Annotated in this window: 14 protein-coding genes and 2 pseudogenes; 13 read left to right on the plus strand and 3 right to left on the minus strand. The window is 67.5% G+C overall.

Translation table 11 applies throughout. From position 1 onward, the window contains the following. Positions 1-5: 5 nt before the first annotated feature. Together ABZ470_RS22265 and ABZ470_RS22270 are read right to left on the minus strand one after the other, a co-directional pair. Positions 6-653 (minus strand): response regulator transcription factor, encoded by a 648-nt coding sequence (locus tag ABZ470_RS22265; RefSeq protein WP_362913459.1) that lies wholly within the window; start codon positions 651-653, stop codon positions 6-8. Beyond that, positions 650-1,921 carry a histidine kinase gene (locus ABZ470_RS22270; protein ID WP_362913461.1) on the minus strand — a complete coding sequence of 424 codons (1,272 nt, stop codon included), beginning with the start codon at positions 1,919-1,921 and terminating at the stop codon, positions 650-652. Before ABZ470_RS22270 ends, ABZ470_RS22265 begins: the two co-directional genes overlap by 4 nt. A 97-nt stretch (positions 1,922-2,018) precedes the next feature. On the opposite strand from ABZ470_RS22270, the gene ABZ470_RS22275 reads away from it, so the two are divergent. The 3 genes from ABZ470_RS22275 (at position 2,019) to ABZ470_RS22285 (ending at position 4,557) form a co-directional block, all read left to right on the plus strand. After that, a complete protein-coding gene (locus ABZ470_RS22275) occupies positions 2,019-2,933 on the plus strand; it encodes an ATP-binding cassette domain-containing protein (RefSeq protein WP_362913463.1) in 915 nt (304 codons plus the stop codon). 5 nt (positions 2,934-2,938) lie between these two features. Further along, entirely contained in the window at positions 2,939-3,739 is an 801-nt protein-coding gene (locus ABZ470_RS22280; RefSeq protein ID WP_362913465.1) for an ABC transporter permease subunit, read from the plus strand. Positions 3,740-3,945: 206 nt separating this feature from the next. Continuing rightward, positions 3,946-4,557, plus strand: coding sequence for a hypothetical protein (locus tag ABZ470_RS22285; RefSeq protein ID WP_362913467.1), 612 nt, complete (start codon positions 3,946-3,948; stop codon positions 4,555-4,557). Here ABZ470_RS22285 and ABZ470_RS22290 read toward each other — a convergent pair whose 3' ends face one another. Beyond that, positions 4,558-5,757: a cytochrome P450 gene (locus ABZ470_RS22290; protein ID WP_362913469.1), complete on the minus strand. Its 1,200-nt coding sequence runs from the start codon at positions 5,755-5,757 to the stop codon at positions 4,558-4,560. A gap of 184 nt (positions 5,758-5,941) precedes the next feature. Here ABZ470_RS22290 and ABZ470_RS22295 point away from each other — a divergent pair. The 10 genes and pseudogenes from ABZ470_RS22295 to ABZ470_RS22340 all read left to right on the plus strand — a co-directional run. Beyond that, positions 5,942-6,139 (plus strand): annotated as a pseudogene (locus ABZ470_RS22295) (helix-turn-helix domain-containing protein); the annotation flags it as partial. A gap of 135 nt (positions 6,140-6,274) precedes the next feature. Next, positions 6,275-6,682: pseudogene (locus ABZ470_RS22300) on the plus strand (helix-turn-helix domain-containing protein); the annotation flags it as partial. Between the two features lie 118 nt (positions 6,683-6,800). Further along, the gene (locus ABZ470_RS22305; RefSeq protein WP_362913471.1) at positions 6,801-7,538 is read left to right on the plus strand and encodes a GNAT family N-acetyltransferase; all 738 of its coding nucleotides are present in this window, start codon (positions 6,801-6,803) and stop codon (positions 7,536-7,538) included. Further along, complete coding sequence (locus ABZ470_RS22310) at positions 7,535-8,845, plus strand: M20/M25/M40 family metallo-hydrolase (protein WP_352014501.1); 1,311 nt, start codon at positions 7,535-7,537, stop codon at positions 8,843-8,845. Before ABZ470_RS22305 ends, ABZ470_RS22310 begins: the two co-directional genes overlap by 4 nt. A 262-nt stretch (positions 8,846-9,107) precedes the next feature. Then, entirely contained in the window at positions 9,108-10,268 is a 1,161-nt protein-coding gene (locus tag ABZ470_RS22315; protein WP_362913474.1) for a DUF559 domain-containing protein, read from the plus strand. A 4-nt stretch (positions 10,269-10,272) separates the two neighbouring features. Then, entirely contained in the window at positions 10,273-10,938 is a 666-nt protein-coding gene (locus ABZ470_RS22320) for a hypothetical protein (RefSeq protein ID WP_362913476.1), read from the plus strand. A gap of 140 nt (positions 10,939-11,078) precedes the next feature. After that, entirely contained in the window at positions 11,079-14,174 is a 3,096-nt protein-coding gene (locus ABZ470_RS22325) for a DUF87 domain-containing protein (protein ID WP_362913478.1), read from the plus strand. 972 nt (positions 14,175-15,146) lie between these two features. Beyond that, the gene (locus ABZ470_RS22330; RefSeq protein ID WP_362913480.1) at positions 15,147-23,912 is read left to right on the plus strand and encodes a DNRLRE domain-containing protein; all 8,766 of its coding nucleotides are present in this window, start codon (positions 15,147-15,149) and stop codon (positions 23,910-23,912) included. A 674-nt stretch (positions 23,913-24,586) separates the two neighbouring features. Beyond that, on the plus strand, positions 24,587-25,414 hold the full coding sequence (locus ABZ470_RS22335) for an amino acid ABC transporter permease (RefSeq protein ID WP_352014492.1): 828 nt from the start codon (positions 24,587-24,589) through the stop codon (positions 25,412-25,414). Further along, the gene (locus ABZ470_RS22340; protein WP_362913482.1) at positions 25,411-26,172 is read left to right on the plus strand and encodes an amino acid ABC transporter ATP-binding protein; all 762 of its coding nucleotides are present in this window, start codon (positions 25,411-25,413) and stop codon (positions 26,170-26,172) included. Before ABZ470_RS22335 ends, ABZ470_RS22340 begins: the two co-directional genes overlap by 4 nt. The last annotated feature ends 55 nt before the right edge of the window (positions 26,173-26,227 follow it).

Genomic DNA, 26,227 nt, shown 5'->3' on the forward strand with positions numbered 1-26,227 from the left:
CGGAATCAGCGGTGGCCCGCGTCCCTGACCAGTAGGGCGGCCTGGACGCGGTTGGAGCAGTTGAGCTTGGTCAGGATCCGGCTCACGTAGGTTTTGACGGACGCCTCGCTCATCGCCAGCCCACGGCCGATCTCGGCGTTCGACATGCCCTCGGCCAGCAGCCGCAGGACCTCGTCCTCGCGGGGGGTCAGCGCGCCGAGCAGTTCGGCGGCCTCCCTTCTGCGGTCCACCTCGGCGGGGGTGACCATGCCCAGGACCAGCCGGGTGACCGGGGGAGACAGGTAGGCGTCGCCGCCGTACGCGGCCCTGACGGCGCGGATCAGCTCGTCCGGCGCGCAGCTCTTGAGCACGAACCCGGCCGCGCCGCCCCGCAGCGCCCGCACCACGTTCGGCTCGGTGCCGAACGACGTCAGCACCAGCGTCCGCAGTGCGGGCACCAGCCCGCGCAACTCCTCGATCGCGCTCAGGCCGTCGAGCACCGGCATGTTGACGTCGACCAACGCGACGTCCACGCGGTGCCCGAGCGCCGCCTCGACGGCGGCCCTGCCGTTCGCCGCCTCGGCCACGACCTCGATGTCGGGCGCGGACTCCAGCACCGTGCGGATGCCCGCCGTGATCAGCGGTTCGTCGTCGGCCACCAGAACCCTGATCACCGGACCACCCCCAGCAGCAGGCTCGCGGGCAGTGTCACGAACATCAGGACCGCGACGGCGGCGCCGAGGGCGACCGTACGGACCCGTCCCACGGCGGGCAGGTCGTCCACGACGGGATCCTCCTCCAGCGGCGTGACGGGGAGCATCGCGAAGAGCCGGAAGCCGTCGTCGGACAGCCGGTGGTCCAGGACCCCACCGGCGGGCCGTACCCGCTCGGCGAGTCCGGCAAGACCATGACCCCCGCTCCCAGGACCCGAGACGCTGCTCCGGCCGGCCCCGACCCCGGCCTCAGGACCCCCGCCCCCGAGTTCCGAGACCCCGGCCCCGGTCTCCGGCCGCTCCGGCAGGGGGTTGACGACCGTGAGCAGCAGGGCGTCCGACTCCCAGTCGACGTTCACGGTGACCGGCTGGCGCGGGGCGTGTTTGGCCGCGTTGGTCAGCCCCTCCTCGACCACCCGGTAGGCCGCCTGTCCCGCCGCGAAGGACAGGGGACGCGGCCGCCCCCGCTCCCGCAACGTCACCGGGACGCCCGCCCGGCGGAACTCCTCGGCCACGGTGCCGATCGCCTCGACCGTCGGAGACCTGGACGGCTCCTCCTCGCCGCGTAGTGCCCCGACCAGCTCGTGCAGCTCGTGCATGGCGGCCCGCGCGGACTCGGCCAGCTGCCCGACGGCCTGCCGGTGCCGTACGGGCAGCGCGGAGACCTCAAGGGCGGCGGCCTGTACGGAGACCAGGCTGAGCCGGTGGCCCAGGGAGTCGTGCATGTCCCTGGCGATCCGCAGGCGTTCGCGCAGCCGTTCCTGTTCGGCCAGGAGGTCCCGCCGCAGCCGCAGTTGCCGGTTGCTCTGGTCGAGGGCCGCGACCAGCCGCCGGTGCTGCGCGAGATAGAGACCGACGAGCAGCGGCAGCGCCACGAACACGAGGTAGGTGGACAGCAGGGTGCCGACCGCCTGCGGGGTCAACGGTCCCGCCGCGAGCCGTACGGCGAGGCCCCCCGCACCGGCACCGGCGACCACCGCCACGCCGGAGCGGGAGAGGACCTCCTGCCCGGCCTGGTAGGCGCTCCACAGCAGCAGGATGTAGGAGCCGCCGCTCAGCGAGGCGAGCGCCAGGGCCGCGACGAAGGCGGCGACCGGGCTCCGCGTGCGCAGCACGACCACCAGCACCGTCGCCAGGGCGTACGCCACGACGGCCCAGGACCGGTGCGCGGAGAGGAACAGCACGGTGTCCACGACGACCACGGCGGCGGCGATGAGGTGTCGGCCCATGCCCAGCAGGCTATGCGTGGTCGTGCGCGACTTTCGTCGTCGGGACCGGAGACTTTCGAGGACTGTGCGTGGCCTGCCCCGTTCCTAGCCTGAACGGGTGATCGAAGTACGGAATCTCACGAAACGACACCGGGGCAGGGCGGTCGTCGACGACCTGTCCTTCACGGTCGAACCCGGTCACGTCACCGGATTCCTGGGCCGCAACGGCGCGGGCAAGAGCACCACGATGAGGCTGATGCTGGGCCTCGACCACCCCTGCGCGGGGCGGGTCCTCTTCGACGGCGTGCCGTACCGGCGGCTTCCCGAGCCGCTGCGGCGGGTGGGGGTCGTGCTGTCGCCGCCGGCCGTGCACCCGGGCCGCACCGCCTTCGACCACCTGCTGTGGCTGGCCCGGACCAACCGCGTCCCCCGGGGGCGGGTCGGGGAGGTCCTGGAGACGGTCGGGCTCACCGGCGCGGCGCGTCAGCGGGCGGGCTCCCTCTCCCTCGGCATGACCCAGCGGCTCGGCATCGCCGCCGCCCTGCTCGGTGACCCTCCGGTGCTGCTGCTGGACGAACCGGTCAACGGGCTGGACCCCGAGGGGGTCCTGTGGATCAGGGGCATGCTGAGGACCCTGGCCGCGGAGGGCAGGACGGTCTTCTTCTCCAGCCACCTGATGGGGGAGACGGCCCTGACCGCCGAACGTCTGGTGGTCATCGGCGGGGGCCGGTTGCTCGCCGACACGACCGTGCGGCGGTTCGTCGAGGACAACGCCCGCTCCCACGTACGGCTGCGCACCCCGGAGCCGGGGCGGATGCGCGAGGCGCTGGCCATGGCCGGGATCCAGGCGGGGACGGCGGAGGACGGCTCCCTTGAGGTCCACGGCGTCGAGGCCGCCGGGCTCGGCGAGCTGGCCGCCGCCAACGGTGTGACGTTGCACGAGGTCAGCACGCAGTCGCCCTCCCTTGAGGAGGCCTTCATGAGGCTCACCGGTGCCGAAGCCGGTGCCCGAACCGAAGCCGGGCGGCGGTGAGCGCCATGACGGAGACATCCCGGGCGGCGGCGATCCGGGCGGCCGTGGCCGCGGAATGGGCCAAGATCTGGTCGCTGCGTTCGACGGTCCTCGTCCTGCCGTTGACGTTCGTGCTCAGCGCCGTTCTCGCGTATCTCGTCGGGGCGAGCACCGCCAACGGTTTCACCCGCATGTCGAGCGAGATGCAGAGCAGGTTCGACCCGTTGTTCATCACCTTCTACGGCCTCACGCTGAGCCAGCTTCCCCTGGTGGTGTTCGGCGTGCTGGTGGTCGGTGGCGAGTACACCTCGGGGACGATCACGGCCTCGCTGACGGCGGTGCCGCGTCGCGGCCTGTTCTACACGGGCAAGGTGCTGGCCGCGCTGCTGACGGCCCTGGGCGTCTCGGCGCTCTCGGTGGTGGCGGCCTTCGTCGCCGCGCAGGCGGGGCTGGGGCCGTACCGCACCTCGTTCGGCGCGGCGGGGGTGCCGCAGGCGGTCGTCGGGGCCTGGCTGTACCTGGCGCTGATCTGCGTGTTCGCCATGGGGGTCGCGACGATGCTGCGTGGCTCGGCGGGGCCGCTCGCGATCCTGATGCCGCTGCTGTTCCTCGGTTCGCAGGGGCTCGGGAACGTCCCCGGCCTCAAGGCCGTGACCCAGTATCTCCCCGACCAGGCGGCTGCGGTGATCATGCACCTCACCGGCCCGCCGGGCGATCCGAGGTTCGGCCGCGACCTCGGTCCCTGGACGGGGATGGGCGTTCTCGTGCTGTGGGTCGTCCTCTCCCTCGGAGGCGGTTACCTCGTACTGCGCCGCCGCGACGCCTGAGCCCGACGATCACCGGGCGGAGAAATGCGGGACCCGACGGATTTCCGTGCACCGGGATACGGCCACGTTCATATGCCGTTATTTTTCCGCCTGATTCAACAAGACGATTTCCTGCTCAGGGGTTTGGTCCATTGCGATGGACGCTGATTCTGCGGTGACAGATGATTTCCGTTATGACTGATGTTTCCCCGGGCCGGTCTGACGCTGTGGTCTTACGTCCTCAGCGGCCGGGATGGCTGGTCGCCATGGCCGCGTCGATCCCGTTGCTGCTCATCGGGCTGGTGTTCCTGCTGCTACGGATGATCAACGGATCGACCGTCAACGGGGGCCTCGGGCTGCTCGCCCTGCCCGCGTTCGTGATCCTGTTGGGCGTGCCCGCCGTCTGGGGCATCGTGTATCTGCTGCGGCGCGGGCGGACGATGCGCCTGGTCGTTGACGGCGACACGCTGCGGTACGTGGGATGGAACGGGAAAGGGTGGCAGCTCTCCCGCTCCACGATCACCAACGTGCACTACGTCAATGTCATGAACCCGATGGCCACGAAACCGACGCCCTGGATCATCATCAGCACGAACGCCGACGACGTCGCGCGGGTGCTGTGGCAGAGCGACTGGCCCGACGGGCTGCTTCGGGTCTGGAAGCAGAACGGCGTCGTCGTGAGCCGTGACGACCTGTCGTTCCGCGAGGTGATCAGCCGTTACCCGCGCCTGGAGCTGCCCTGGTGGCACCGGCGGCCCGCCCTCGCGGGCCTGCTGTACGCGGTGGTCTTCATCGTGTACGTGTTCCTGGTGGTCATGCCCTTCGTGTTCATGTCGTGATCACACGTCCCAGGTGACCGGGAGGCTCGTGACCCCATGGATGTCGGCGGCCTCCGGGCGCAGGCCGACCTCCTCGGCCGGTACGGCCAGGCGGAGCGTGGGGAAGCGGTTGACGAGCGCCGGGAAGGCGACGCGCATCTCGACGCGGGCGAGCTGCTGACCCAGGCACTGGTGGATGCCGTGGCCGAAGGCCAGGTGGCCGCCGTCGTCGCGGCGCAGGTCGAGCAGGTGGGGGTCGGCGAAGCGCTGGGGGTCGCGGTTGGCGGCGTGGTAGGCCAGGATGATCATGGTCCCGGCCGTGATGGTGTGTCCGCCGACCTCCACGTCCTCAAGGGCGACCCGGTAGAACTGCTTGGCGACGGACAGGTAGCGCAGGAGTTCCTCGACGGCCCGGTCGGTGAGGGCGGGGTCGGCGCGTAGCGCGGCCAGCTGCGCGGGGTTGCGCAGCAGCGCGAAGGTGCCCAGGGCCAGCATGTTGGCGGTGGTGTCGAGTCCGGCGGCCAGCAGGAGGAAGCCGATCCCCCGGAGCTCCTCGTCGGTGAAGTCGCCGTCGACGAGGTCGCTGAGCACGTCGTCGGTGGGGTCGGCGCGCTTGGCGGTCACCAGTTCGGCGAGATAGTGCTGGACGGAGGTGTAGGCGGTGAGCATCTCGTCGTCGCCGACCTGCCCGCTGATGAGCGACTCGACCTGCGACTGGAAGGACCCCCGGTCCTCGTACGGCACGCCGAGGAGTTCGCAGATCATCATGGCGGGGATGGGCTTGGCGAACGCGGTCACCAGGTCCGTCGGGGGACCGGCCTTCTCCATGGCGTCCAGGTGGTCGGCGGTGATCTGCTCGACGCGCTCGGTGAGCTGCCGCATCCGCCGTACGGTGAACTTGCCGACGAGCGGCTTGCGGTAGCGGCCGTGGAGGGGCTCGTCCATGAGAAGGAACTCGCCCGGTGCCGCCGGAGGGGTCTCGACGTCGCCGTAGTCGATCAGCGGGTGGTGGCGCATGAGTTCCCTGCGGGAGCTGAAGCGCGGGTCGGCCAGGATGGATCTGACCAGGTCGTAGCCGGTGACCAGCCAGCCCTGGTGCCCGTCGGCGAAGGTCAGGCGGCTGATGGGGCTGTGCGCGCGGGCCTCGGTCAGCTCCTTGGGCGGGTCGAACGGACAGCCGGACTGACGCGCGGTCGGCAGTGCTGTGACGGTGTGTTCCATTGCCATTCCTCACCTCGCGATAGTACGTGTTCGATACATCTTGAAAGCTACGTTGCATCAGGAATGACTGTCAATCATTCGAAATGCATTTGCCCAGGTAAATCGCGATAAATTGGTGCAATGACGCTGGGGTCGAATGCAATCGATCGTTGCAATGAATGGAGGCGAAGGCAATACTGACGGCATGCCAGGCGGACGGTTGACCCAGCAGGAACGCAGGCGCATCGCCACCGGACTCACCGACGGCCTCTCCTACGCCGAGATCGCCCGGCGGCTCGACCGGCCGACCTCGACGATCAGCCGGGAGATCGCCCGCAACGGCGGCCCCGGCGACTACCGGCCCCAGGAGGCGCACCTGGCGACGGCCCAGCGGGCGCGGCGCGGCACCCCGGCGCCCCCGCGCGCGACCGGGTCGCCGGGTGACGCCAGGGAGGAGGAGATCATCGAGATGGCGGTCAGGACGGGGCTGCCGAGGATGATGGCGCGCGTGCACCTCGACCTGATGATGTCCGAGGAGGGCAGGCGCACCGCCGCCGAACTGACCCGCAGGCTGAAGATCAGCCCGGCCTCCGTCTCCGTGGCCGTGAACTACCTGCTCCAGCACGGGTTCATCCGGCGCGAGCGCGATCCGCGGCGGCGTCGTGACGTCTACGTGGTCGACGACGACAGCTGGTACCACTCGATCGTGATCAGCGCGGGCCAGACACTTGAGGCGGGACGGGCCGCGATGGCGGCGGCGGAGGCGGTCGGCTTCGACGGGCCCGTCGGACGGCGGCTGGTCAGGGGAGGGGCGCTCCTGGAGCGGATCGGCCTGGACATCCTGAGGTCGGTCGAGCGTTGGCGCGTGTACGCCGACCGGCCGGAAAATCCCTCGCGCGAACCCCGGGCCCGGCGGCCGGTCGTGTTCCGCTGGCCTCGGGAGTAGTTCGGCCGGTCCCTGGAGCTGGAGCGGTTCCGCCGGCCCCGGGAGTAGGGGAATAACGCCGGACGGGAGACAATTAACCCTTCTATTCAAGTAGGAATAAAGGGTTATGGAGGGCCGGATGTCGAACGCGCCTTCGGGGTGGGACGCGGCCGGTGAGCCGCATCCCCTGGACGCCCCCGCCAGGTCGTCCCTGAACGGACCGCACGCCCACTTCGCCGAACGGCGCGGCAACGTGCTGCGCTACCCGGCCGACGTCGCCACGTTCACCGCGCTCCCCGAGGAGCCCGACGCCACCGACTGGGAGGACATCGCCACGCTGGTCGGCCCCGGTGAGGTGGTCCCCCTCAACGGGGTACGAACCCCACCACCCGACGGGTGGGAGGTCGTGATGCGGCTGGCCGGTGTCCAGCTGGTCGACGACGGGGTGCGCGCCGCGCCGTACGAGGAGGCGGTCTGCCTGGAGAGGAAGGACGTGCCGGAGATGCTCGGACTCGTCGAACGGACCAGGCCGGGGCCGTTCCTGCCCCGGACCATCGAGATGGGAACCTACCTCGGCGTCCGCAGGAACGGCGCGCTGGTCGCGATGGCGGGCGAACGGCTGCACCCACCGGGCTGGACGGAGATCAGCGCCGTCTGCACCGACGAGGCCTTCCGGGGGCAGGGGCTGGCGACCCGGCTCGTGCTCGCCGTGGCCCACGGCATCCGCGGCCGGGGCGAGACGCCGTTCATGCACGCCGCGGCGAGCAACACGAACGCGATCCGCCTCTACGAGTCGCTCGGGTTCAGGCTCCGCCGTACGACGACGTTCCTCGCCGTGCGCGTCCCCGACCATATCCCCGTCGTCCCCGTCGCATGAGCGTCGAGACGGCCGTCGCCGAGGTCGTGACCCTGGCCAGTGAACTCATCGCGATCGACACCACCAACACCGGCGACCCCACGGCGCCGGGAACCGAACGGGCGGCGGCCGAGTACGTCGCGGCCAAACTGTCCGAGGTCGGCTACGAGACCACCTACGTCGAGTCCGGCGCCCGGGGCAGGGGGAACGTCATCGCCAGGCTGCCGGGGGCCGACCCGGCGCGGGGCGCGCTGCTGATCCACGGCCACCTCGACGTCGTGCCCGCCGACCCGGCCGAATGGTCGGTGCACCCGTTCTCCGGGGAGGTGCGCGACGGCTACGTGTGGGGACGCGGCGCGGTCGACATGAAGGACATGGTGGCCATGACGCTGGCCGTCGCGCGCTCCTTCAAACGCGACGGCGTCGTCCCGCCCCGGGACCTGATCTTCGCCTTCCTCGCCGACGAGGAGGCCGGCGGTTTCTACGGCGCCCGCTGGCTGGTCGACAACCGCCCCGAGCTGTTCGAGGGCGCGACCGAGGCGATCAGCGAGGTCGGCGGCTTCTCGGTCACCCTCGCCGACGACGTGCGCGCCTACCTCGTCGAGACGGCGGAGAAGGGCGTCATGTGGCTGCGGCTGACAGCCAGGGGTACGGCGGGGCACGGGTCGATGCTGCACAGGGACAACGCGGTGGCGAAGCTGGCCGCCGCGATCACCCGCCTCGAACAGCACCGCTTCCCGCTCGTGCTCACCGACCCGGTGCGTGAGCTGCTCACCGGCGTCGCCGAGGTGACCGGCGTCCCCTTCGACCCCGACGACCCCGAGGCCGCCGTCGCCCGCCTCGGGAACCTGTCCAGGATGATCGGCGCGACCCTCAGGGACACCGCGAACGTCACGATGTTCGAGGCCGGATACAAGGCCAACGTCGTCCCCTCGGTGGCCAGGGCGACCGTGGACGGCCGGATGCTCCCCGGGCGGGAGAAGGCCTTCGAGGCCGAACTCGCCGAGGTCCTCGGCCCGGACATCATCCGCGAGTGGGACAGCCTGCCCCCGGTGCGGACCACCTTCGACGGGGCGCTCGTCGAGGCGATGGCCACGGCCGTCACGGCGGAGGATCCGGGCGCCCGCCTCCTGCCCTACATGCTGTCGGCGGGCACGGACGCCAAGTCCTTCCAGCGACTCGGCGTGCGGCACTTCGGTTTCTCACCGCTGAAACTGCCGCCCGATCTCGACTTCACCGCGCTGTTCCACGGGGTGGACGAACGCGTGCCGGTCGATGCCCTGGAGTTCGGCACCAGGGTTCTCGACCGTTTCCTGCGCGCGTGCTGAACGCCGTACCGGACTCGTCGCCCCGAGTCCGGTACGGTCCCAACTAGCGCCTTAAGGGCATTTCCCAGGAAATCTATACACGGGTCCAGGCATTCCCCTATGGTCTTTTCCCTGGATCTTTCGCTCGTGCGGGTTGACGTACCGCCAGGCCCGTTTCTCCGGGGCGTCCACCGTTTTCCCGGAGAACGACCGCGACAGGCGGGAGATCCGGAAAAGACCCGGTCTCCACCGGGCTGAAACTCCGCGGCCCGGAGGAAACGACATGGTGCGATCGTGGAACGAGCCACCGGCGCGGCGGGTCGTCTGGATTCACCGGGCTGATCCCACGGTCGCCACGAAGGCCGTCTCGACCCCGTCGTCCTCGGCCGATTTCACGACCACCACGGCGTCCGCGATGTTTCCCCACACCATGGGCGGCGGCCCGGCCGTACGGGAGACGGTCGCCGAGGTGCTCGACGCGCTGGAGAAGGCCGTCACCGGTCTCTACCCCGCCTGGCTCCCCGAGGCCGCGGACATCACCGGGCCGGGCGGGCTCGCGCTGCCCGCCGTACGCGAACTGGCCAGGCGGACGGTCCGGGGCCGTCGCGACCTCGCCGCCTTCCTGGCCGACCTCGCCGCGCGCTCCCTGGCGGGCGGGGGCCTGCGCCTTCCCCACCGGTCCGTCCCGCCGGAGACGCGGGCCGAGGGCCTGGCCATGGCGTTCGCCGCGAGCTTCGGCCGCCCGCACACCGTGGTCCTGGCCACGATCCCCGAGGGGCTCTCGCCCGGCCGGGAGGAGACGCTGGTGGCGGCGGCCGAATGGCTCACCCACCGCGGCCACCTGGGCGTCTGCCTCACCGGAGCCGCCCTGACCACGGTCGACAGAGTCCCGGTGCTGTCATCTCTCCAGGAGTACGGCCCCGCCTCACCAGGGACGAGTTCCCCGGCTGCCGGGGCTCCTTCTACGGGTGGTTCTTCGGCTTCTCCGCTGGCCGGTTCCTCCATGAACGGTTCTACGGCCTTCACCGCGCGCGGTTCCTCGTCTCCTGGGGCTTCATCGATGGGCGGCCCTCCGGCCTCTTCGGCCGTGGCGGGGCGTCCGCATCCGGGGAGTTCCGTCGAGGCGACTCTGGAGCGGGCGCTCAGTGCGCACGCCTGGGCGGCGGGGCGCGCCTGGAACCAGACCTACCAGCCGCATCCGCTGGTCAACCCCATCAAGGTCGATCTGATCTGGCAGGCCGAACGCTGCGTCGTCGAACTCGACGGCCCCGACCATCGCAGACCGAGGAAGCTCGCTGGAGACCGTCTGCGCGACGAACGCCTCATTGAGGACGGTTACGCGGTCATCCGTTTTACCAATGAGCGCGTCTTGACCGATATGCCGTCCGTACTCCGAGAACTGAAGCGCTTTCTCCGCACCCACCGCGCCACGCACAAAGGATAGAGATATGTCTGATTCAGGGCTTTCGTTCACTGAAATCACAGTTTTGGTGCTTTTGGCGTATGAGGGGGAAGCGATCGCCAATCCTGACCTCAGCAGGCGTTATGGCGTGACCTTCAGGAAGGAGTCACGCGAGAAGCTGAACGACCTGAAGCTCATTGAGAGCCGTAAGCAGGGGCGTTCTCTTGTTCACACTCTGACGGACAAGGGGGGAAAGCAGCTGGCGGCTATCACCAACACCAATGTCCCCACGGTCCGTGGTGCTGGCGGGGCGATGAGCCTTGTCCTGTTGTCCCTGGTCCGTCGCGTTCTGGCGCAGAGTGGGCAGAAGTTCAATGAACTCTTCCTGCTGGAAGACGTTCCAGTGGCCCCTCAGGTTGAAGCGGAAACTGTCGAGGAGGTCCCAGCCGGGGACATCACCGCGCGCATCCGCGCTGCTTATGCCGAACTGGCCGATAAGCCTGGCGAGCTGATCGGCCTGGTACGACTGCGACCCTTGCTCGGCGACGCCACACGGGAAGAAGTGGATATCGCACTTAAGGGCATGATCCGCACACCAGGGGTGAGCATCGTGCCGGAGAGTAACAGGAAGGTTCTCACCTCGGAGGCCAGGACTGCGGCAGTGACCTTCGGTGGTCAGGAGAAGCACCTCATCTCGATCGAGGCGCTGTGAGCAGCCGGGAGCTTGAAGTCCTCCAGAGGCTGAGGATCAACTACGTTGAGGGCCCGGAAGATGTGTGGAGCCCCTCCACCTTCCACGTTGAGGGCCTGAACCGGACCGTGGAACGCGCCATCCTCAGTGGCCTCGACGATGTGGCGACTGGCGGTGCGACCAGCCCGATCGGCTTGGTTCTGCGAGGGCAACGAGGATCGGGCAAGACCCACCTGCTCGGCTGGATTCGGGAGCGTATCCAACAGGATGGTGGCTACTTCTTCCTGATCAGCCTGCTGGACGCACGCACCTTCTGGGAGAGCACGCTGTTCGCCATGCTTGACGGCCTGTCCAGGAATGGTGCCGAGGGAGAGACCCAGCTCAAGATCCTGCTGCGACGGTTGTCCGAACTCACCGACATGCCTCGGGGCGTACACCGTGAGGTGATTGGGAACCGCGCAGTGACACGAGAAAGCCTCGACACCTTCGTGAACGGGGTGCGCGCACTCAACTCCCATGTCGGCAAGGACACGAAGGACACTCTGCGTGCGCTTGTGCTGTATGCGGGAGCTGACTACGACGCCCAGGACGTCGGTGAAGGATTTCTACGCGCGCTGCGGGAGGAAGAATCCGACGGGCGCACGGCCTGGGGAATCCGGCAGTTGCCCAAGACGCCGCAGGAGATTGTCAAGGACATCTCCCGGCTGCTCGCGCTGACCGGACCGTCCGTCATCGCTGTCGATCAGCTCGACGTGCTTGTCGCTCATTCACCACTTGGCACTGACGGTACGGCCGCGCATGACTGGCACGACCTGATCATGATCGACCAAGTGGCAGGAGGTCTGATGTCGCTGCGCGAAAATACCCGCAGGACTTTGACGATCATCTCCTCACTGCAACAGACCTGGACGCTCGTCGAGACGTACGCCATCGATACCGCACGCGACCGGTTCAGGGTGATGCCCGACCTCAAGCCTCTCCCGGACGCTGAGAGCGCCCGCGCTCTGGTTGAGAAGCGATTCTCCGCACGATTCGCGGAGATCGGCTTCGAACCGCCTTACCCTACTTGGCCGGTACGACCAAGCGCCTTCGACGAAGCCAGTGAGTACACCCCACGGCAGCTCCTGATCAGGATCGACACACACATCGACGCCTGTCAGGAGAACCAAGAGGTACGAGAGCTGGAACACCTCAACCAGACCATCGACCGGCTGCCTATCCCGGTCACTCCACCCTCCGCCTTCGAGCAGCTCGATGCCCGGTTCGCCGATCTCAAGAAGCTGACGCCCACGGACGACGCCCTGAACGCCACCGTTGAGGACGCCGTCATGCCCGCCCTGCTCGCGGCCGGGCTTTCGGCCTGGATCGACGGACTCGGTGAGGCCGGGGCCCAGTTCAGTGTGGACCCGCCGCCCAGCAGCAAGCCCCCGCTCCACGCGCGACTGCGGCGCACCCTGGACGAGGAGACCGAGGACGAGGAGCACTGGGCGTTCCGGGCCATCGCCGCCACGCACCACATCGCCGCCCTCAGCCGCCTGCGCGCCGCCTCCGTCACGGCCGGGCTGAACGCCGAGGTCTCCCGCAGGCGGCTGTTCGTGCTGCGCAACGTGGCCTGGACGCAGGGTCCCAAGACGATCGCCGCCGTCGCCGAGTTCGAGAAGGCGGGCGGCCGGGTGCTCACGGTCGACGAGGAGGACCTCAGGGTCCTGGCCGCGCTGCGGCAGCTGTACGCGGACAACCCGCCGAACCTGCGGGCCTGGCTGGCCGTACGGCGTCCGGCACGGGACGTGAAACTGCTCCGCGAGGCCCTGGGGGACACCCTCCCCGAGGGAGAGCCCGAGCATTCGGGCGGCACGCTCCCCGAGACCGGAGCCGAGCGTTCGAACGGCGTCGCGGAGCCGTTCCCCAGGACCGAGCCGGAGCCCGCACCGATCCCCACCCCCACACCCACCGGCGCCGTGACCCCCGAACCCGTCAGGCCCGTGGACTCCCGGTCCGTGACCCCACAGATCACGGAGCAGCCGCCGTACGTGCCATTGGGCAACACCGTCATCGGCGGCCGGCCCGTCTCGGTCGAGCTTGAGGCGCTCAGGAAGCACACCGTGATCTTCGCCGGGTCGGGGTCGGGGAAGACCGTCCTCATCCGCAGGCTGGTCGAGGAGTGCGCGCTCCGGGGGGTCTCCGCGATCGTGCTCGACCCCAACAACGACCTCGCGCGACTCGGTGACGGCTGGCCGGAACCGCCGCAGGGCTGGGGGCCGGGTGACGCGGAGAAGGCGGCCGAGTACCTCGCGGCCACCGACGTCGTCGTCTGGACGCCACGGCGGAAGGCGGGACGGCCGTTGAGCTTCCAGCCGTTGCCGGATTTCGCGAGCGTCGCAGCCGACCCGGACGAGTTCGGTGTCGCCGTGGACGCCGCGGTGGCCTCGCTCGCGCCGCGCGCCAAGCTCACCACCAGGACGGCGAAGACCGAGGTCGGGCTGGCCGTGCTCAGGGAGGCCCTCGTGCACTACGGGCGCGGGGGCGGAGTCGGCATGTCCGGCTTCGTCGACCTGCTCGCGGAGCTGCCGTACGGCGTGAGCGAACTCGCCAACGCCGGGAAGATCGCGGCCGAACTGGCGCAGACGTTGATGGCGGCCATGGTCAACGACCCGTTGTTCGCCGGGGAGGGGACGCCGGTCGATCCCGGCGTGCTGCTCACCCCGCCTCCGGGGAAGCGGGCGCGGATCTCGGTGATCAGCTTCGTCGGCCTGCCGTCGGACGAACAGCGGCAGAGCTTCGTGAACCAGTTGCAGATGGCGCTGTTCGCCTGGATCAGGAGGAATCCGGCCGGTGACCGTCCGCTCGGCGGTCTGTTCGTGATGGATGAGGCGCAGACCTTCGCGCCCTCGGGTGGGACGACCGCCTGCACGCGGAGCACGCTGGCGTTGGCCACCCAGGCCCGCAAGTACGGCCTCGGCCTGGTGTTCGCCACCCAGGCGCCCAAGGGGCTGCACAACTGGATTCCGGGCAACGCCGCGACCCAGTTCTACGGCCTGCTGAACTCCCCGGCCCAGATCGAGGCGGCCAAGGAGATGGCCAGGTCGAAGGGCGGCGCGGTCGCCGACGTCTCCCGGCTGACGACGGGCCAGTTCTACCTGGCGGCCGAGGGAACCGCCTTCGCCAAAACCCTGGTCCCCCTCTGCCTGTCCCACCACCCCAAGGCCCCCCTGACCGCCGAAGAGGTGATAACCAGGGCCAACCCCACCCAGCCCTGAACACCCTCGGCGACCGCGCGAGGAACGCCACCTCGCGCGGTCCACGGTCCGCCGGGCTTGATGCGACGCAACCGAGCCCGACACTCACGGTTGCCTCAAGCCGGGGCGCCGTGAGGGCCAGTTCCGCCGCGTCGAAGCGGAACCGGATGACCACGCGGATCGACCAGGGCGGGTGCCCGCTGGACGTGGCGAGCCCGCCCCCGCACGTCGGCAAGTCGTACGGCGAGGGCCTCGGCGTCGGGTGCGAGCACCGAGCCCTCGCAGGTCCTCTCGGTACGGCGCTGCGGGTTACCCTCAGCGTCGCCTGGGTGATGTTCTTCCCCGCAGGATGCTCGGCGTTTCCAAAAGCCTTGGCTGTGCCATTCTCAACGTCCGCGACGACCTCGACTACGAAGGCCTGGCCGCCACAATGCTCCTCGTAGGAGTCATGGGTTTTCTTCTCGGCCGAATCCTCGGCGATAACCGTGCCAGATGGCGGCATCCGGGCCGCCCCTCGGGTTGTTAGGTTTGACAATTTAGGAAATATTCGGACGGGTCGTTTTGGGAGAGTTCGTCGAACTGGCGGATTCTCCGTTTCTTTCCAATTTTCGATGGGCCATGACCGGGAAGGTTACAAGCATGTTCTTCGTGGTCGAACACAGGGAGAAGCTGCGTGCACGCAGGGTGCTGGACCTGTTGTGTCGCCATGTGTTTCGGCATGAAAAAGGAATTTATTTTTCTTTGATGGGTGTCTGGATGGCCACTTCATGTAATAGAGGTGACGTACCTCGTCCTGTTTACGGTCATCGAGAATCACCGTTCACTCTTGATGGAACGTTCCAGGGTCGCATGTAACCGAATTGGACTATCGTCTGTTCCGGCTCCGGTGTTACTGTGTAAACGTGCGATAACCGACTGTCATTGTTTACAGCGGCTGATCTGTTTCTTACGATCGCGGAGTTTTGTGTTTCTCGCTCCAATGGAGGTGGGCGCATGAATCTGCCGCAGCGGTACCGGAGAAAAGGCCGCCGGAACGGTCGTCTTCGATTACTGGTCACCGTCCTGCTGTGCGCGTTGGTGGCCTCGGCTTCCCCGACCGCCGCACTCGCCCAGACGGACGGCCCGCCCGAACTGCCCGTCAAGTTCGACAACCTTCTGAGAGGAGTTGTCGCCTGGGCGGGAGAGACCTTCACTGGTGGGACGGACACCCCTGTGGGTGGAACACGTCCCGCATCCGAGGCGGCTGAACTGCCTGGTCGTGGTCCGGCCGTCGGTCGTACGAGGCCACCTGGTAAGAGAACCAAGGAACTGACCGGGCAGCGCTCTCGCTTCGGTACGGTCTACGAACTTGAGGACGGGCGCAGGCAGGCGGAGCTGTCTGTCACCCCCCTGCACTACCGGGACTCGTCCGGCAGATGGCAGAAGATCGACACCTCTGTCACAGCGCTCTCCGGGATGAAGCCCGGTGAGGGGTTCGTCTCGGGCAACGACGGAGCCGGATTCGGCTCCCGGTTCGGAAACACGACCGACAAGCTACTCAATGTCAGGCTGGGGGACCGGCAGGTCACCTTCGGTCTTGCGGGCCAAGCGCGGCCGGTCTCCCCGCAGGTGACCGGATCGAAGGTCACCTACCATGGCGTCTGGGACGGTGCCGACCTGGTGTTCAAGGTCACCCCGGTGGGGGTGAAAGAGTACATCGTGCTGTCCAAGCCCCCGGCACCGGACGCCTCGTTCGCCTTCACCGTCCGTTCCGACGGCGTGCGGACTGAGCAGCGGCCAGACGGGTCGATCGTGTTCACCGCAGACGGCATGCCGGTGTTCTCCGTGCCCAAGCCGTTCATGCTCGACGCCCAGCCGGACGCCACCTCGCCGTACGGCAGGCGCCACTCTGAGGCCGTCACCCAGAGCCTGGAGCAGCACGCAGACCAGGCGGTCATCACCGTGAAGCCCGACGCGGGCTGGCTGGCCGCTGCCGACCGGAAGTGGCCGGTGGTCGTTGACCCGACCGTGAAGATCGTCGCCGACGGTTTCGGCGGGATGGACGCCTACGTCAGCTCCGCTGCCAAGACCACCAACTACGACGGTTCCTGGAAGCTGCCCGTTGGCAGGATCTCCTCAAGCGGAGTCAGCCGGGCGCTGCTGTACTTCAACCTCAGCGACCTGCCGGTCGGCGCGCAGATCTCCGACGCGCGCCTGCAGACCTACTTTGACCAGGCGCTGGGCGAGACCGGGCCGGTCACGGTCGAGGCGCGGGAGATCACTGCTGCCTGGACCTCCTTCGACGTCACCTGGAACACCCAGCCCACTTTCGCGAACGCGGTCAGCGCGTCGGTGACCCGTCAACCTGGCGAGTTGAACCGATGGCACTCGTTCGAGGTCACCGGTGTGGTCAACCGGTGGCTGGCGGACATCGAGACTCCCGCCAACGGATTCGTGCTCAAGGCGGCCGACGAGAGCGCCGCGGCGAAGATCGCCGGTCCGGTCTACGAGGCGGGTGAGGACGTCTACGGCGGCGACGGCATGACAGGTGAGACCACGACCATGCCGCGACTGCTGGTGACCTACGGCGCTCCCTCGGTCGTCCTCAACCCGGTCACCACGGTCTCGGCGACGGGCGCTCGGTTGTCATGGACGCCGTACCAAGACCCGACACCGAATGACGACTCCGACGACATCGTCGAGTACCAGGTACACCGCCACTGTCCCTCGGGCTGTGGCGGTGTCGGAGCCGACACCCTGGTCACCCCGCTGCCCGCCGACGTCACCTCCTACACCGACACCACCGGTGGCGGTGATCCAGAGGCGGTCGCCGATCCCTCTTACGTCCACGAGGCCACCTACTGGATCGTGGTCAGGACGAAGGACGGCCGGGACCTGCCCTCACAGCAGCTGACGGTGGTCATGCCCAAACCCGGTCACATCTCCAAGATCCTGTACGGCGGGGCCGACACCACCATCGCCTCGGGCGAGCCGAACACCAGCCACGACACCATCAGCGGCAGGAACCTGCTGCAGGTCGGCAACACCACCACCGCCCCGGCGACCACCCGTGCAGCGCTGAAGTTCGACGACTTCGCCACCGAGATCCCCGCGGACGCGCAGGTCAGTGAGGCGACGTTGTCTCTGTGGAACGTGGGAACCTCCGGCTCCGGGGCGTCGTTCGCCGCGCACAAGCTCACTCGGGCCTTCGACGAGAACGCCACGTGGACGAAGGCGGACGGCTCGACCACGTGGACCGCCCCAGGTGGTGACTTCACCGCCACGGCCCTGGGAACCGTGGCCGGGCTCGGCGCGACACCGGGTTGGCGCACCTGGACCGTTACCACGGCGGCAAAGGACTGGGTCGCCGACCAGGCGTCCGCGTACGGGCTGCTGGTGAAGGTGGCCAACGAGGCGGGCAGTGCCAAACAGTCGGCGTCCTTCCTGTCCGGAGAGGCCGATGGCGAGCCGCTGCTGCGCCCCAGGCTTCGCGTCACCTACCTGGAGAAGACCGACGGAGCCTCCGCCTTCTACGCCCCGGAAACCCCCGTGGCCCTGGACGCCGGGGAGAACCAGACGGTCCGGGTCTCGGTGACCAACACCACCGACCAGACCTGGCCTGCCGCCTCGACCTCGTTGGGTTACCGGTGGCAACTGCCGGACGAGACCGACGTCACCGACGCCTCCAACGAGGCTCTGACCGCGCTGCCCATGGACCTCGCGCCCGGCGAGACTGCCATGGTCAACGCGTCGATCAAGGCCCCGGTGGGGTCCGAGGCGGACAACGCGGCGGAGCCGTACACACTTGCCTGGGACGTCAAGGACACACTCACCGGGACCTGGAAGTCCTCCTCCCACCATCTGCCCCGGTTGCCACAGCTCATCCGGATCGTCAGGCCGACCAGTGACTTCCTGGGATCGGAGAAGTTCTACTCCTACACCGGCAAGAACACCGGTGCCGGATCGACCGCGTTGGTCAACCCGCACACCGGAAACCTGGTGTGGAACTACAACGCGCTGTCCAACCCCTCGCGAGGCATCTCGACCTTCGTCAGGGCGACTTACAACTCCCTGGACACCTCAAACTCTGTGATGGGACACGGCTGGTCGTTGCAGACCTCGACGGTGCAGCGGCTCGGCTCGCCGCTGGAGTTCCTGCCGTGGCGTTCACCTTGGCCAGCCAAGGTACGCCTGACAGACGGAGACGGCACCAGCCATCTGTGGACGCTCGACACCCATGGTCGCGACGTGCGAACCTGCACACCAGCCACCTGTGACTACACCCACCCCCGAGGTATCCACCTCTACCTGCAGCGGACCGGCTCCACCGACCCGCGCCGCTCCTGGGTGATGACCAAGCCGGACCGGACCCAGTTCTTCTTCGACGATGAGGGCTACCAGTCGGCGATCGTCGACAAGAACGGCAACACCATGTCGTTCACCTACGAACGAGCCCTGTGCGGCAACCGCCCCGGCAAGTATCTGCGATACATCACCGACGCGGCCGGCCGCAGGACGTTGACCCTCGACTACTACAAGCGCGGGCAGAAATACTCCTACATCGGTGAGGACGGGCAGGAGGCGCAGGGCACCCGGCTGACCAACCCATACATCGCCGACAACCTCGCCTCGGTCACCGACATCTCCGGGCGGAAGGTCACCTTCACCTACACCGCCAGAGGACAGCTGGCCAGGTTGGTCGACGGCGCGGGCGACGCTCAGGCCAAGACCTTCCGCTTCGTCTATGACGCGCCGCGTGGCAGCTGCAACGTCAAGCTGACCTCCGTCACCGACCCGCGCGGCAATGCCACCCGCTTCGCCTACCGCACTTCTCCGCTCGACTTCAGTGGCCGGTCGAAACTGGCGACCATCGTCGACCGGCTCGGCGGGACCACCCGGGTGGACTACGTCTCGCTAGGCGGCACCGCTGTACGGGCGACCGTCACCGATCCGCTGTCACACGCCGCCACCTACACCTTCGACGGATACGGCAGAGCGGCGTCGGTCGTCAACGCCAAGAACGAGACCACAGCCCTGGAGTGGGACGAGGACCACAACGTCACGAAGCTCACCGAGGCCAACAACGCCGTCTCCACCTGGAGGTACGACTCCAAGACCGGCTATCCGCTGGAGCTCAGGGACGCTGAGGCCGTACGAAACGGAACCCCGGCGACGGTGCTCGGCTATCAGACGGCGCTGAACGGCTACGTCGCCGACCTGATCGGCAAGACCAGTCCCCAGGGACGCGGATGGGCCTTCGGCTACGACACCAAGGGCAACCTGAAGACCGTCACCGACCCGCTCGGCGTCGCAACGCCCACGGCCGGGGACTACACCACGTCGTACGACTACGACGTGCTCGGCCAGTTGACCAAGGTGACCGATGCCAACGGTAACCCGACCACCTACGGCTCCTATCACTCCACGGGCTACCCAGAGAAGATCACCGACGCCTACGGCAAGGTCACCACGACCGCCTACGACGTGCGCGGTGACGTGCTGTCGGTGACGGACGCGCTGGGCAAGAGGACCACTCAGACCTATGACCTTTTCGGTCGGCCCTTGGAGAACAAGGCCCCCAAGGACCAGGACGCCGGGGCGTTCGTCGTCACCCCCGCACCCGTCTACGACCCCAACGACAACATCACCAGGGTGACCGCGCCCAACGGGGCGGTGTCCACGGCCGTCTACGACAAGGCCGACCAACTGCTTGAGTCGCTTCTGCCCAAGGATGTCGACGACGGCCCCGAGCGTAGAGCGTCGTTCACCTACGATCTGGCCGGCAACCTGCTCACCCAGGTTGAACCCAAGGGCAACCTCACCGCCCAGGCCGGCGACTTCACCACCACGTACGTGTACGACCCGATCTACCAGCTGACCGACGTGATCAACGCCGACCAGAAGAAGATCACATACAGCTACGACAACGTCGGCAACACCGTCAAGGTGGTCGATCCGCGGAAGAACGCGACCCCGGACACCACCGACTACACCACGACCTACACCTACGACCGCGCTCATCGGCCCATCGAGGCCAGGGACGCCGCAGGCCACCGGACGACGACCGACTACGACCTCGACGGCCTGGTAGTGGGAACGACCGACCAGGAGGGCAACAAGACCCTGCTCACCCTGGACAAACGTGGTGATGTGGTGGAGACCCGGGTCCCACACGCGGAGACCGACGGCACGATCAAATACGTCACTACCAGGTTCGTCTACGACCAGGCCGGCAACCAGACGCAGACTGTCACTCCACGCGGAGTCGAGACCGCCGACGACCCGACCGACTTCATCGCCGAGACCAGGTATGACAAGCTCAACCGGCCTGTCGAGGAGATCTACCCCTTCGACCAGGACGACCCGAGGTTCAACACCCCTGACTCGGTGAAGTATGTCTACGACGAGCTCTCCCGTCTGAAGGAGGTCTCGGCGCCGCCCTCGCACGGACAGACCGTCCGCAACGTCACCAGGCTGTCGTACTGGGACACGGGCTGGACCAAGACCTCCACCGACCCGTGGGACATCACCACCGCCTACGACTACAACGCGCTCGGCCTGCAGACCAACCGCACCGTGACCTCGGCGGGCGGCTCCTCCCAGCGAGCCGTGACGTGGAGCTACTTCCCCGATGGCAAGCTCAAGACCCACGCCGACAACGGAGTCCCGCTCGATGTGGACGTAGTGCTCGCCGACAACTCCGACACTGGTCAAACAACCGCGACCGGTTCCTGGAAGACAGCCCCCGTCTCGGTGGGACCCCACAGGGACTTCACCGGATTCGACTACGCCACCGCTTCCGCGGGCTCCGGTGCCAACAGGTTCACCTGGAGCCTCACCATTCCGGTACGGGGCTCCTACAAGGTCTATGTCAAGTACCCAGCAGGGGCGACCGCGACCGACGCCGCGTACACCGTCAAGCATGACGGCAAGGAGAGCACCGCCAAGGTCGACCAGCGCACCCATGCCGGAGAGTGGGTCTCCATCGGCACCTTCGCCTTCGTTGAGGGCGGGGCACAGAGCGTCACCCTGACCGACAGGGCCAGCGGCACCGTCGCCGCCGACTCCGTCAAGCTCGTCCACGACAACGGCGCGGCCGACAGTGAGAAGAAGGACTTCGTCTACTCCTACGACCCCAACGCCAACCTGACGAGGATCGTCGACAACTCCGCCAACGCCAAGATCGACACCTGGGACATCGGTTACACCGGTCTCAACCAGGTCGAGCGGATCATCGAGAAGCTCGACGACGTGGTGAAGAACACCACCGCCTACACCTACAACGAGAACGGTGCTCCGACCAGGCGCACCCACGACAAGACCGTCGCCACCTACGACTACGACGTGCGCGACCTTGTCGAGCGGGTGACCAACGCCAAGTCCGCCACCGACACTTCGCCGAAGGTCACCTCCTACACCTACACGGCCAGGGCCGAACGCCTGAGGGAGACCAAGGCCAACGGCAACACCGTCGACTACGACTACTTCCTCGACGGACTGCTGCGGCACTCCATCGAGAAGAAGCCGAATGGCACGCTGGTGTCCGAGCACACCATCGGCTACCAGGGAAACCTGCAGCGATCCCACGATCTGTCCAAGATCCAGAACGCCGACAATCCCGGTACCTATCTGGAGAACGACTACACCTACACCTACGACCCGCGCGACCGGATCGCCAGAAGCGTCAAAACCCCGGCCAGCGGCGCGGCCGAGACCGAAACCTATCTGCACGACGCCAATGGCAACCTCTATGAGGAAACAGTCGGCGGTAAGACGACCACCTTCGCCTTCGACCGTGACCGGCTGACCTCCTCGGTGACCGCGGGCGCGACCACCACCTACACCTACGACCCGTACGGCAGGCTGCGCACCGTCAACGGCGGCGGTCAGACCCTGGAGAAGTACACCTACGACGGCTTCGACCACATCGCCAGGCACGACAAGCTCGGCGAAGGTGGGGCGAGCACCGTCACCACCTACACCTATGACCCGCTCGACCGCACCACGTCCAAGACCGAGAAGACAGGCACGGCCACGGCGAAGACCACGGCCTACTCCTACCTCGGCCTGTCGGAGGAGGTGCTGGACGAGGAGGTCGCGGGCAAGCTCACCCGCTCCTTCCAGTACAGCCCGTGGGGTGAGCGCCTGTCGCAGGTGAAGGCCAAGGCCGACGGTGGGGAGGAGTCGTCCTACTACGGCTACAACGCCCACACCGACGTCGAGACCCTGACCTCGGAGACCGGCGACACCCGTGCCACCTACGGCTACACCGCCTACGGCAAGAACGACGACAAACTCTTCACCGGCGTCGACAGACCCGACCCGGCCGACCCCGGCAAGGACGAGTACAACCCCTACCGGTTCAACGCCAAACGGTGGGACAACTCCACCGGGACCTACGACATGGGCTTCCGCGACTACAGCCCGGGCCTGAACCGCTTCCTGACCCTCGACTTCTACGACGGAGCCCTGGACGACCTAGGCCTCGGCCTGGACCCCTGGACCTCCAACCGCTACGCCTTCACCGGCGGCAACCCCATCGGCATCGTGGAGATTGACGGCCACTTCAACGTGGCCTCCTCAGACGCCGGCGGCATCGCCCCGAAGAAGGCTTCGAGTCCCACTCCGCCGCCTCCGGTGTCACCGCCGAAGCCCGTGAAGAAGCAGGCCTCCACGACAAAGGCGACTCCCAGCCCCAAACCCGGTGAGGACATCAACGCCTACTTCCAACAGTGCCAGAAGATCGGACACGAGAAGTGCAACTGGGGCAAGTCTGAAATAGCCGCGCTCTACGATCTTTTCGCTGCGGACTATGTTGACTGCGCCAAAGGTGACGGGAGCAGTTGCGCCTGGGCCGCCGTGGGCATCCTTGCCGGTCCTCTCGGTAGAGGCGCGGAAGCGGCCGTAGGCGTTCTTCGGGCGGGCAGCAAGGCCGTCCGAGCCGGGAACAAGATGAGAAAGGCCTCCAAGGCGTGCCGCCAGAGTTTCGTCCCGGGCACCGAGGTGCTCATGGCCGACGGCACCAGAAAGCCGATTGAGGACGTCAAGGTCGGAGACGAGGTCCTGGCCACCGACCCCGAGACCGGCAAGACCGAGGCCAGACCCGTCATCGCACTGATCACCGGTGAGGACGACAAGAACCTCGTCCAGATCACCGTCGACACCGACGGCAAGGAGGGGAACAAGACGGGTCTGGTCATCGCCACCGAGATCCACCCCTTCTGGGTGCCTGAACTGCACAGGTGGGTCGACGCCAGGGATCTCACCCCCGGCATGTCGCTGCGTACCTCGGCCGGCACCTACGTTCAGATCTCCGCGATCAAGAAATGGTCCGCCTACCAGCGTGTTCACAACCTCACCGTCGCCGATCTCCACACGTACTATGTGGTGGCGGGGGCCGCGCCGATCCTCGTCCACAACAGTGGACCCTGTGAGAACATCGCGCTCGGTCTTAGCGAAGTCGATGGTGATCCCATGGCGCTGCTCAGCTTCGCCGACTCGAAGGGGGCGAAGTCCTATCATGACTGGCCGTCCGGGGGCGACAACTGGGTCAGCGAGTTCAAGGACTTTGTCAAGAACGGGAAAACCAGTATCCACTTTAATCTGGACGGTATCGAGGATCCCGTGGCCGCTGCCGGAGCTGGAAGCGGTCTGGATCCCATCTTCGACGGGCACGCGACCGCGTGGGAGCTGAGTTTCATACGGGACAATCCGAGCTCTTGGCCGCGTGTGACCTTCTACCGAAACGGGGCACCCGTTGCCAATCCCTTCGTACGCTGAGGCAAGCCCCCCAGAGGGGGCTGACCTGCCACTGCTAATTGAGCGGAGGTTCCGCCCGTGGCGATACGGGGTGAGCCACTCCGAGTTGCGTCTTCGGAGCGTCGACAGAGCCTCCACCCGTGACCTCATCGAAGTCTTTTTCCACGGAGTAATCGGAGTGAAGCTCAAGTCAACGTATGAGTCTCTGACGCTCGCCAAAGCTGATAGGAGATCGGCAGGCGAGATGCTGGAATTCGTCGGAGTACCTGGCTCGAAAGCTTCGAAAGTAAATTGCCTGACGCTGGAGCCGGGTAATGGCAGTAGCTTCGTGGTGTGCCTTGGCTTCAGTGTCTGGTCGCATCCGAAAGACGGAGGATACGATTCGGCCGGAATACCGGAATCCGGCTCCAGACTGATCCTCAGAGGATAGAAGCTCAGGGGCGCCGGGCCGTGCGCCCTGATACCGGCGGACCGGAGGGCGGTCGCGGGATTCCGCGACCGCCCTCCGACGCGCGCCCGGGAGTTCTCGTCCTTCGAAGATCGGAAGGCGGATGGTGCGCAGACGAGGGCGGACAGGTCCTCGAAGGACGAACGGGAGGAATGATCAAGCTGAACGTGGCATCTGTATCGGGAGATCCCACAAGAGTGCAGTCAGCGTCAAGCTTTGGCGTCGGGGGCGGTTCTACGGTCGTCGCGTGCTCGACGAACTCTCGAAGATGCCCGTCGCACGGCGGCGGCGCCTGGGGTCACGATGGGGGCTCGGCGCGGTACTGCTCGCGCTGACCGCCTGGCTTTGCTGGACGGTCGTCACCAGCCCGAACCTTGACTGGGCGGTGATCGGATCCTATCTGTTCGCGGAACCGATCCTCAGCGGGGTCGGGGTGACGCTGCTGCTCACCGTCTCGACCCTGTTGTTCGGCCTGGTCCTCGGGATGCTGCTGGCCCTGATGAGGCAGTCCGACAACCCGGTGCTCAGCGCGGCCTACGCGGCGTACGTCTGGTTCTTCCGTGGGACACCGCTGCTGGTCCAGCTGGTCTTCTGGTTCAACCTCGCGCTGCTGTTCCCCAGGATCGGCATCGGGATTCCCGGCACCTCACTCGGCTGGTACGGCGAGGCCAACACGCTGATCACCCCGTTCGTCGCGGCGCTGTTCGGCCTGGCCCTGCACGAGGCCGCGTACATGGCGGAGATCATCCGAGGCGGGTTCCTGGCCGTCCCGCGTGGCCAGGTGGACGCCGCGCTCATGATCGGCATGACCCCGGCACAGGCGTCGCGGCGGATCGTGGTGCCGCAGGCCGTACGGGTGATCCTGCCCGCGCTCGGCAACCAGTTCATCCTCATCCTGAAGGGCACCTCGATGGTCTCGGTCATCGGCGGTGGCGACCTGCTGACCCGCGCCCAGCAGATCTACGGCCAGAACTACCAGGTCATCGCCCTGCTTCTGGTCGCCTCCCTGTGGTACCTGGCGCTCGTCAGCCTGGCCTCGATCGGCCAGCACTACCTTGAGCGGGGGCTGCGGTGAAGGGCGCGGTGAGTGTCAGGGGTCTGCGCAAGTCGTACGGCGCGACCCCGGTTCTGCGGGGCATCGACCTGGACGTGGCCCCCGGTGAGGTGGTCTGCTTCCTCGGCCCGTCGGGCGGCGGCAAGAGCACGTTGCTGCGCTGCATCGCCCACCTGGAGACCGTGGACGCCGGGCTGGTCGCCGTGGACGGGGAAGTGGTCGGCTACGAGCCGAAGGACGGCAGGCTGGTCGAGTCGTCGCCGAAGCGGCTGGCCATGACGCGCCGCAAGATGGGCATGGTCTTCCAGCAGTTCAACCTGTTCGCGCACCTCACGGCGCTGGAGAACGTCATGCTCGGGCCGGTGACGGTCCTGCGGCGCGACCGCAACGAGGTCGCGAGGCGGGCACGTGACCTGCTGGGGCGGGTCGGGCTGGCGGCGCATGCGGACAAGCGTCCGGCGCAGCTGTCCGGCGGCCAGCAGCAGCGGGTGGCGATCGCCCGCGCGCTGGCCATGGACCCGTCGGTGCTGCTGTTCGACGAGCCGACGAGCGCGCTCGACCCCGAACTGGTCGGCGAGGTCCTCGGCGTCATGCGCGACCTGGCCGGTCAGGGCATGACCATGCTCGTCGTCACGCACGAGGTGGGGTTCGCGCAGGAGGTGGGGGACACCGTGGTGTTCCTCCACGGCGGTGTCGTCGAGGAGCAGGGCCCGGCACAGCAGGTACTGCGTTCGCCCTCGTCGGAGCGGACGGCGTCGTTCCTGGCCCGCGTCCTGTAAGGGCCGGCGACACCTCGAAGCCCTCGACGCCGAGCCCCGGGTCCCAAGAGCCCGG

The sequence above is a fragment of the Streptosporangium sp. NPDC020072 genome, from assembly GCF_040631445.1.
Taxonomy (GTDB): Bacteria; Actinomycetota; Actinomycetes; order Streptosporangiales; family Streptosporangiaceae; genus Streptosporangium.

Bases quoted from the DNA above. Each gene is read 5' to 3' on its own strand.
- ABZ470_RS22270 (WP_362913461.1), bottom strand. From the start codon at position 1,921: ATGGGCCGACACCTCATCGCCGCCGCCGTGGTCGTCGTGGACACCGTG.
- ABZ470_RS22280 (WP_362913465.1), top strand. From the start codon at position 2,939: ATGACGGAGACATCCCGGGCGGCGGCGATCCGGGCGGCCGTGGCCGCG.
- ABZ470_RS22290 (WP_362913469.1), bottom strand. From the start codon at position 5,757: ATGGAACACACCGTCACAGCACTGCCGACCGCGCGTCAGTCCGGCTGT.
- ABZ470_RS22305 (WP_362913471.1), top strand. From the start codon at position 6,801: ATGTCGAACGCGCCTTCGGGGTGGGACGCGGCCGGTGAGCCGCATCCC.
- ABZ470_RS22310 (WP_352014501.1), top strand. From the start codon at position 7,535: ATGAGCGTCGAGACGGCCGTCGCCGAGGTCGTGACCCTGGCCAGTGAA.
- ABZ470_RS22315 (WP_362913474.1), top strand. From the start codon at position 9,108: ATGGTGCGATCGTGGAACGAGCCACCGGCGCGGCGGGTCGTCTGGATT.
- ABZ470_RS22320 (WP_362913476.1), top strand. From the start codon at position 10,273: ATGTCTGATTCAGGGCTTTCGTTCACTGAAATCACAGTTTTGGTGCTT.
- ABZ470_RS22330 (WP_362913480.1), top strand. From the start codon at position 15,147: ATGAATCTGCCGCAGCGGTACCGGAGAAAAGGCCGCCGGAACGGTCGT.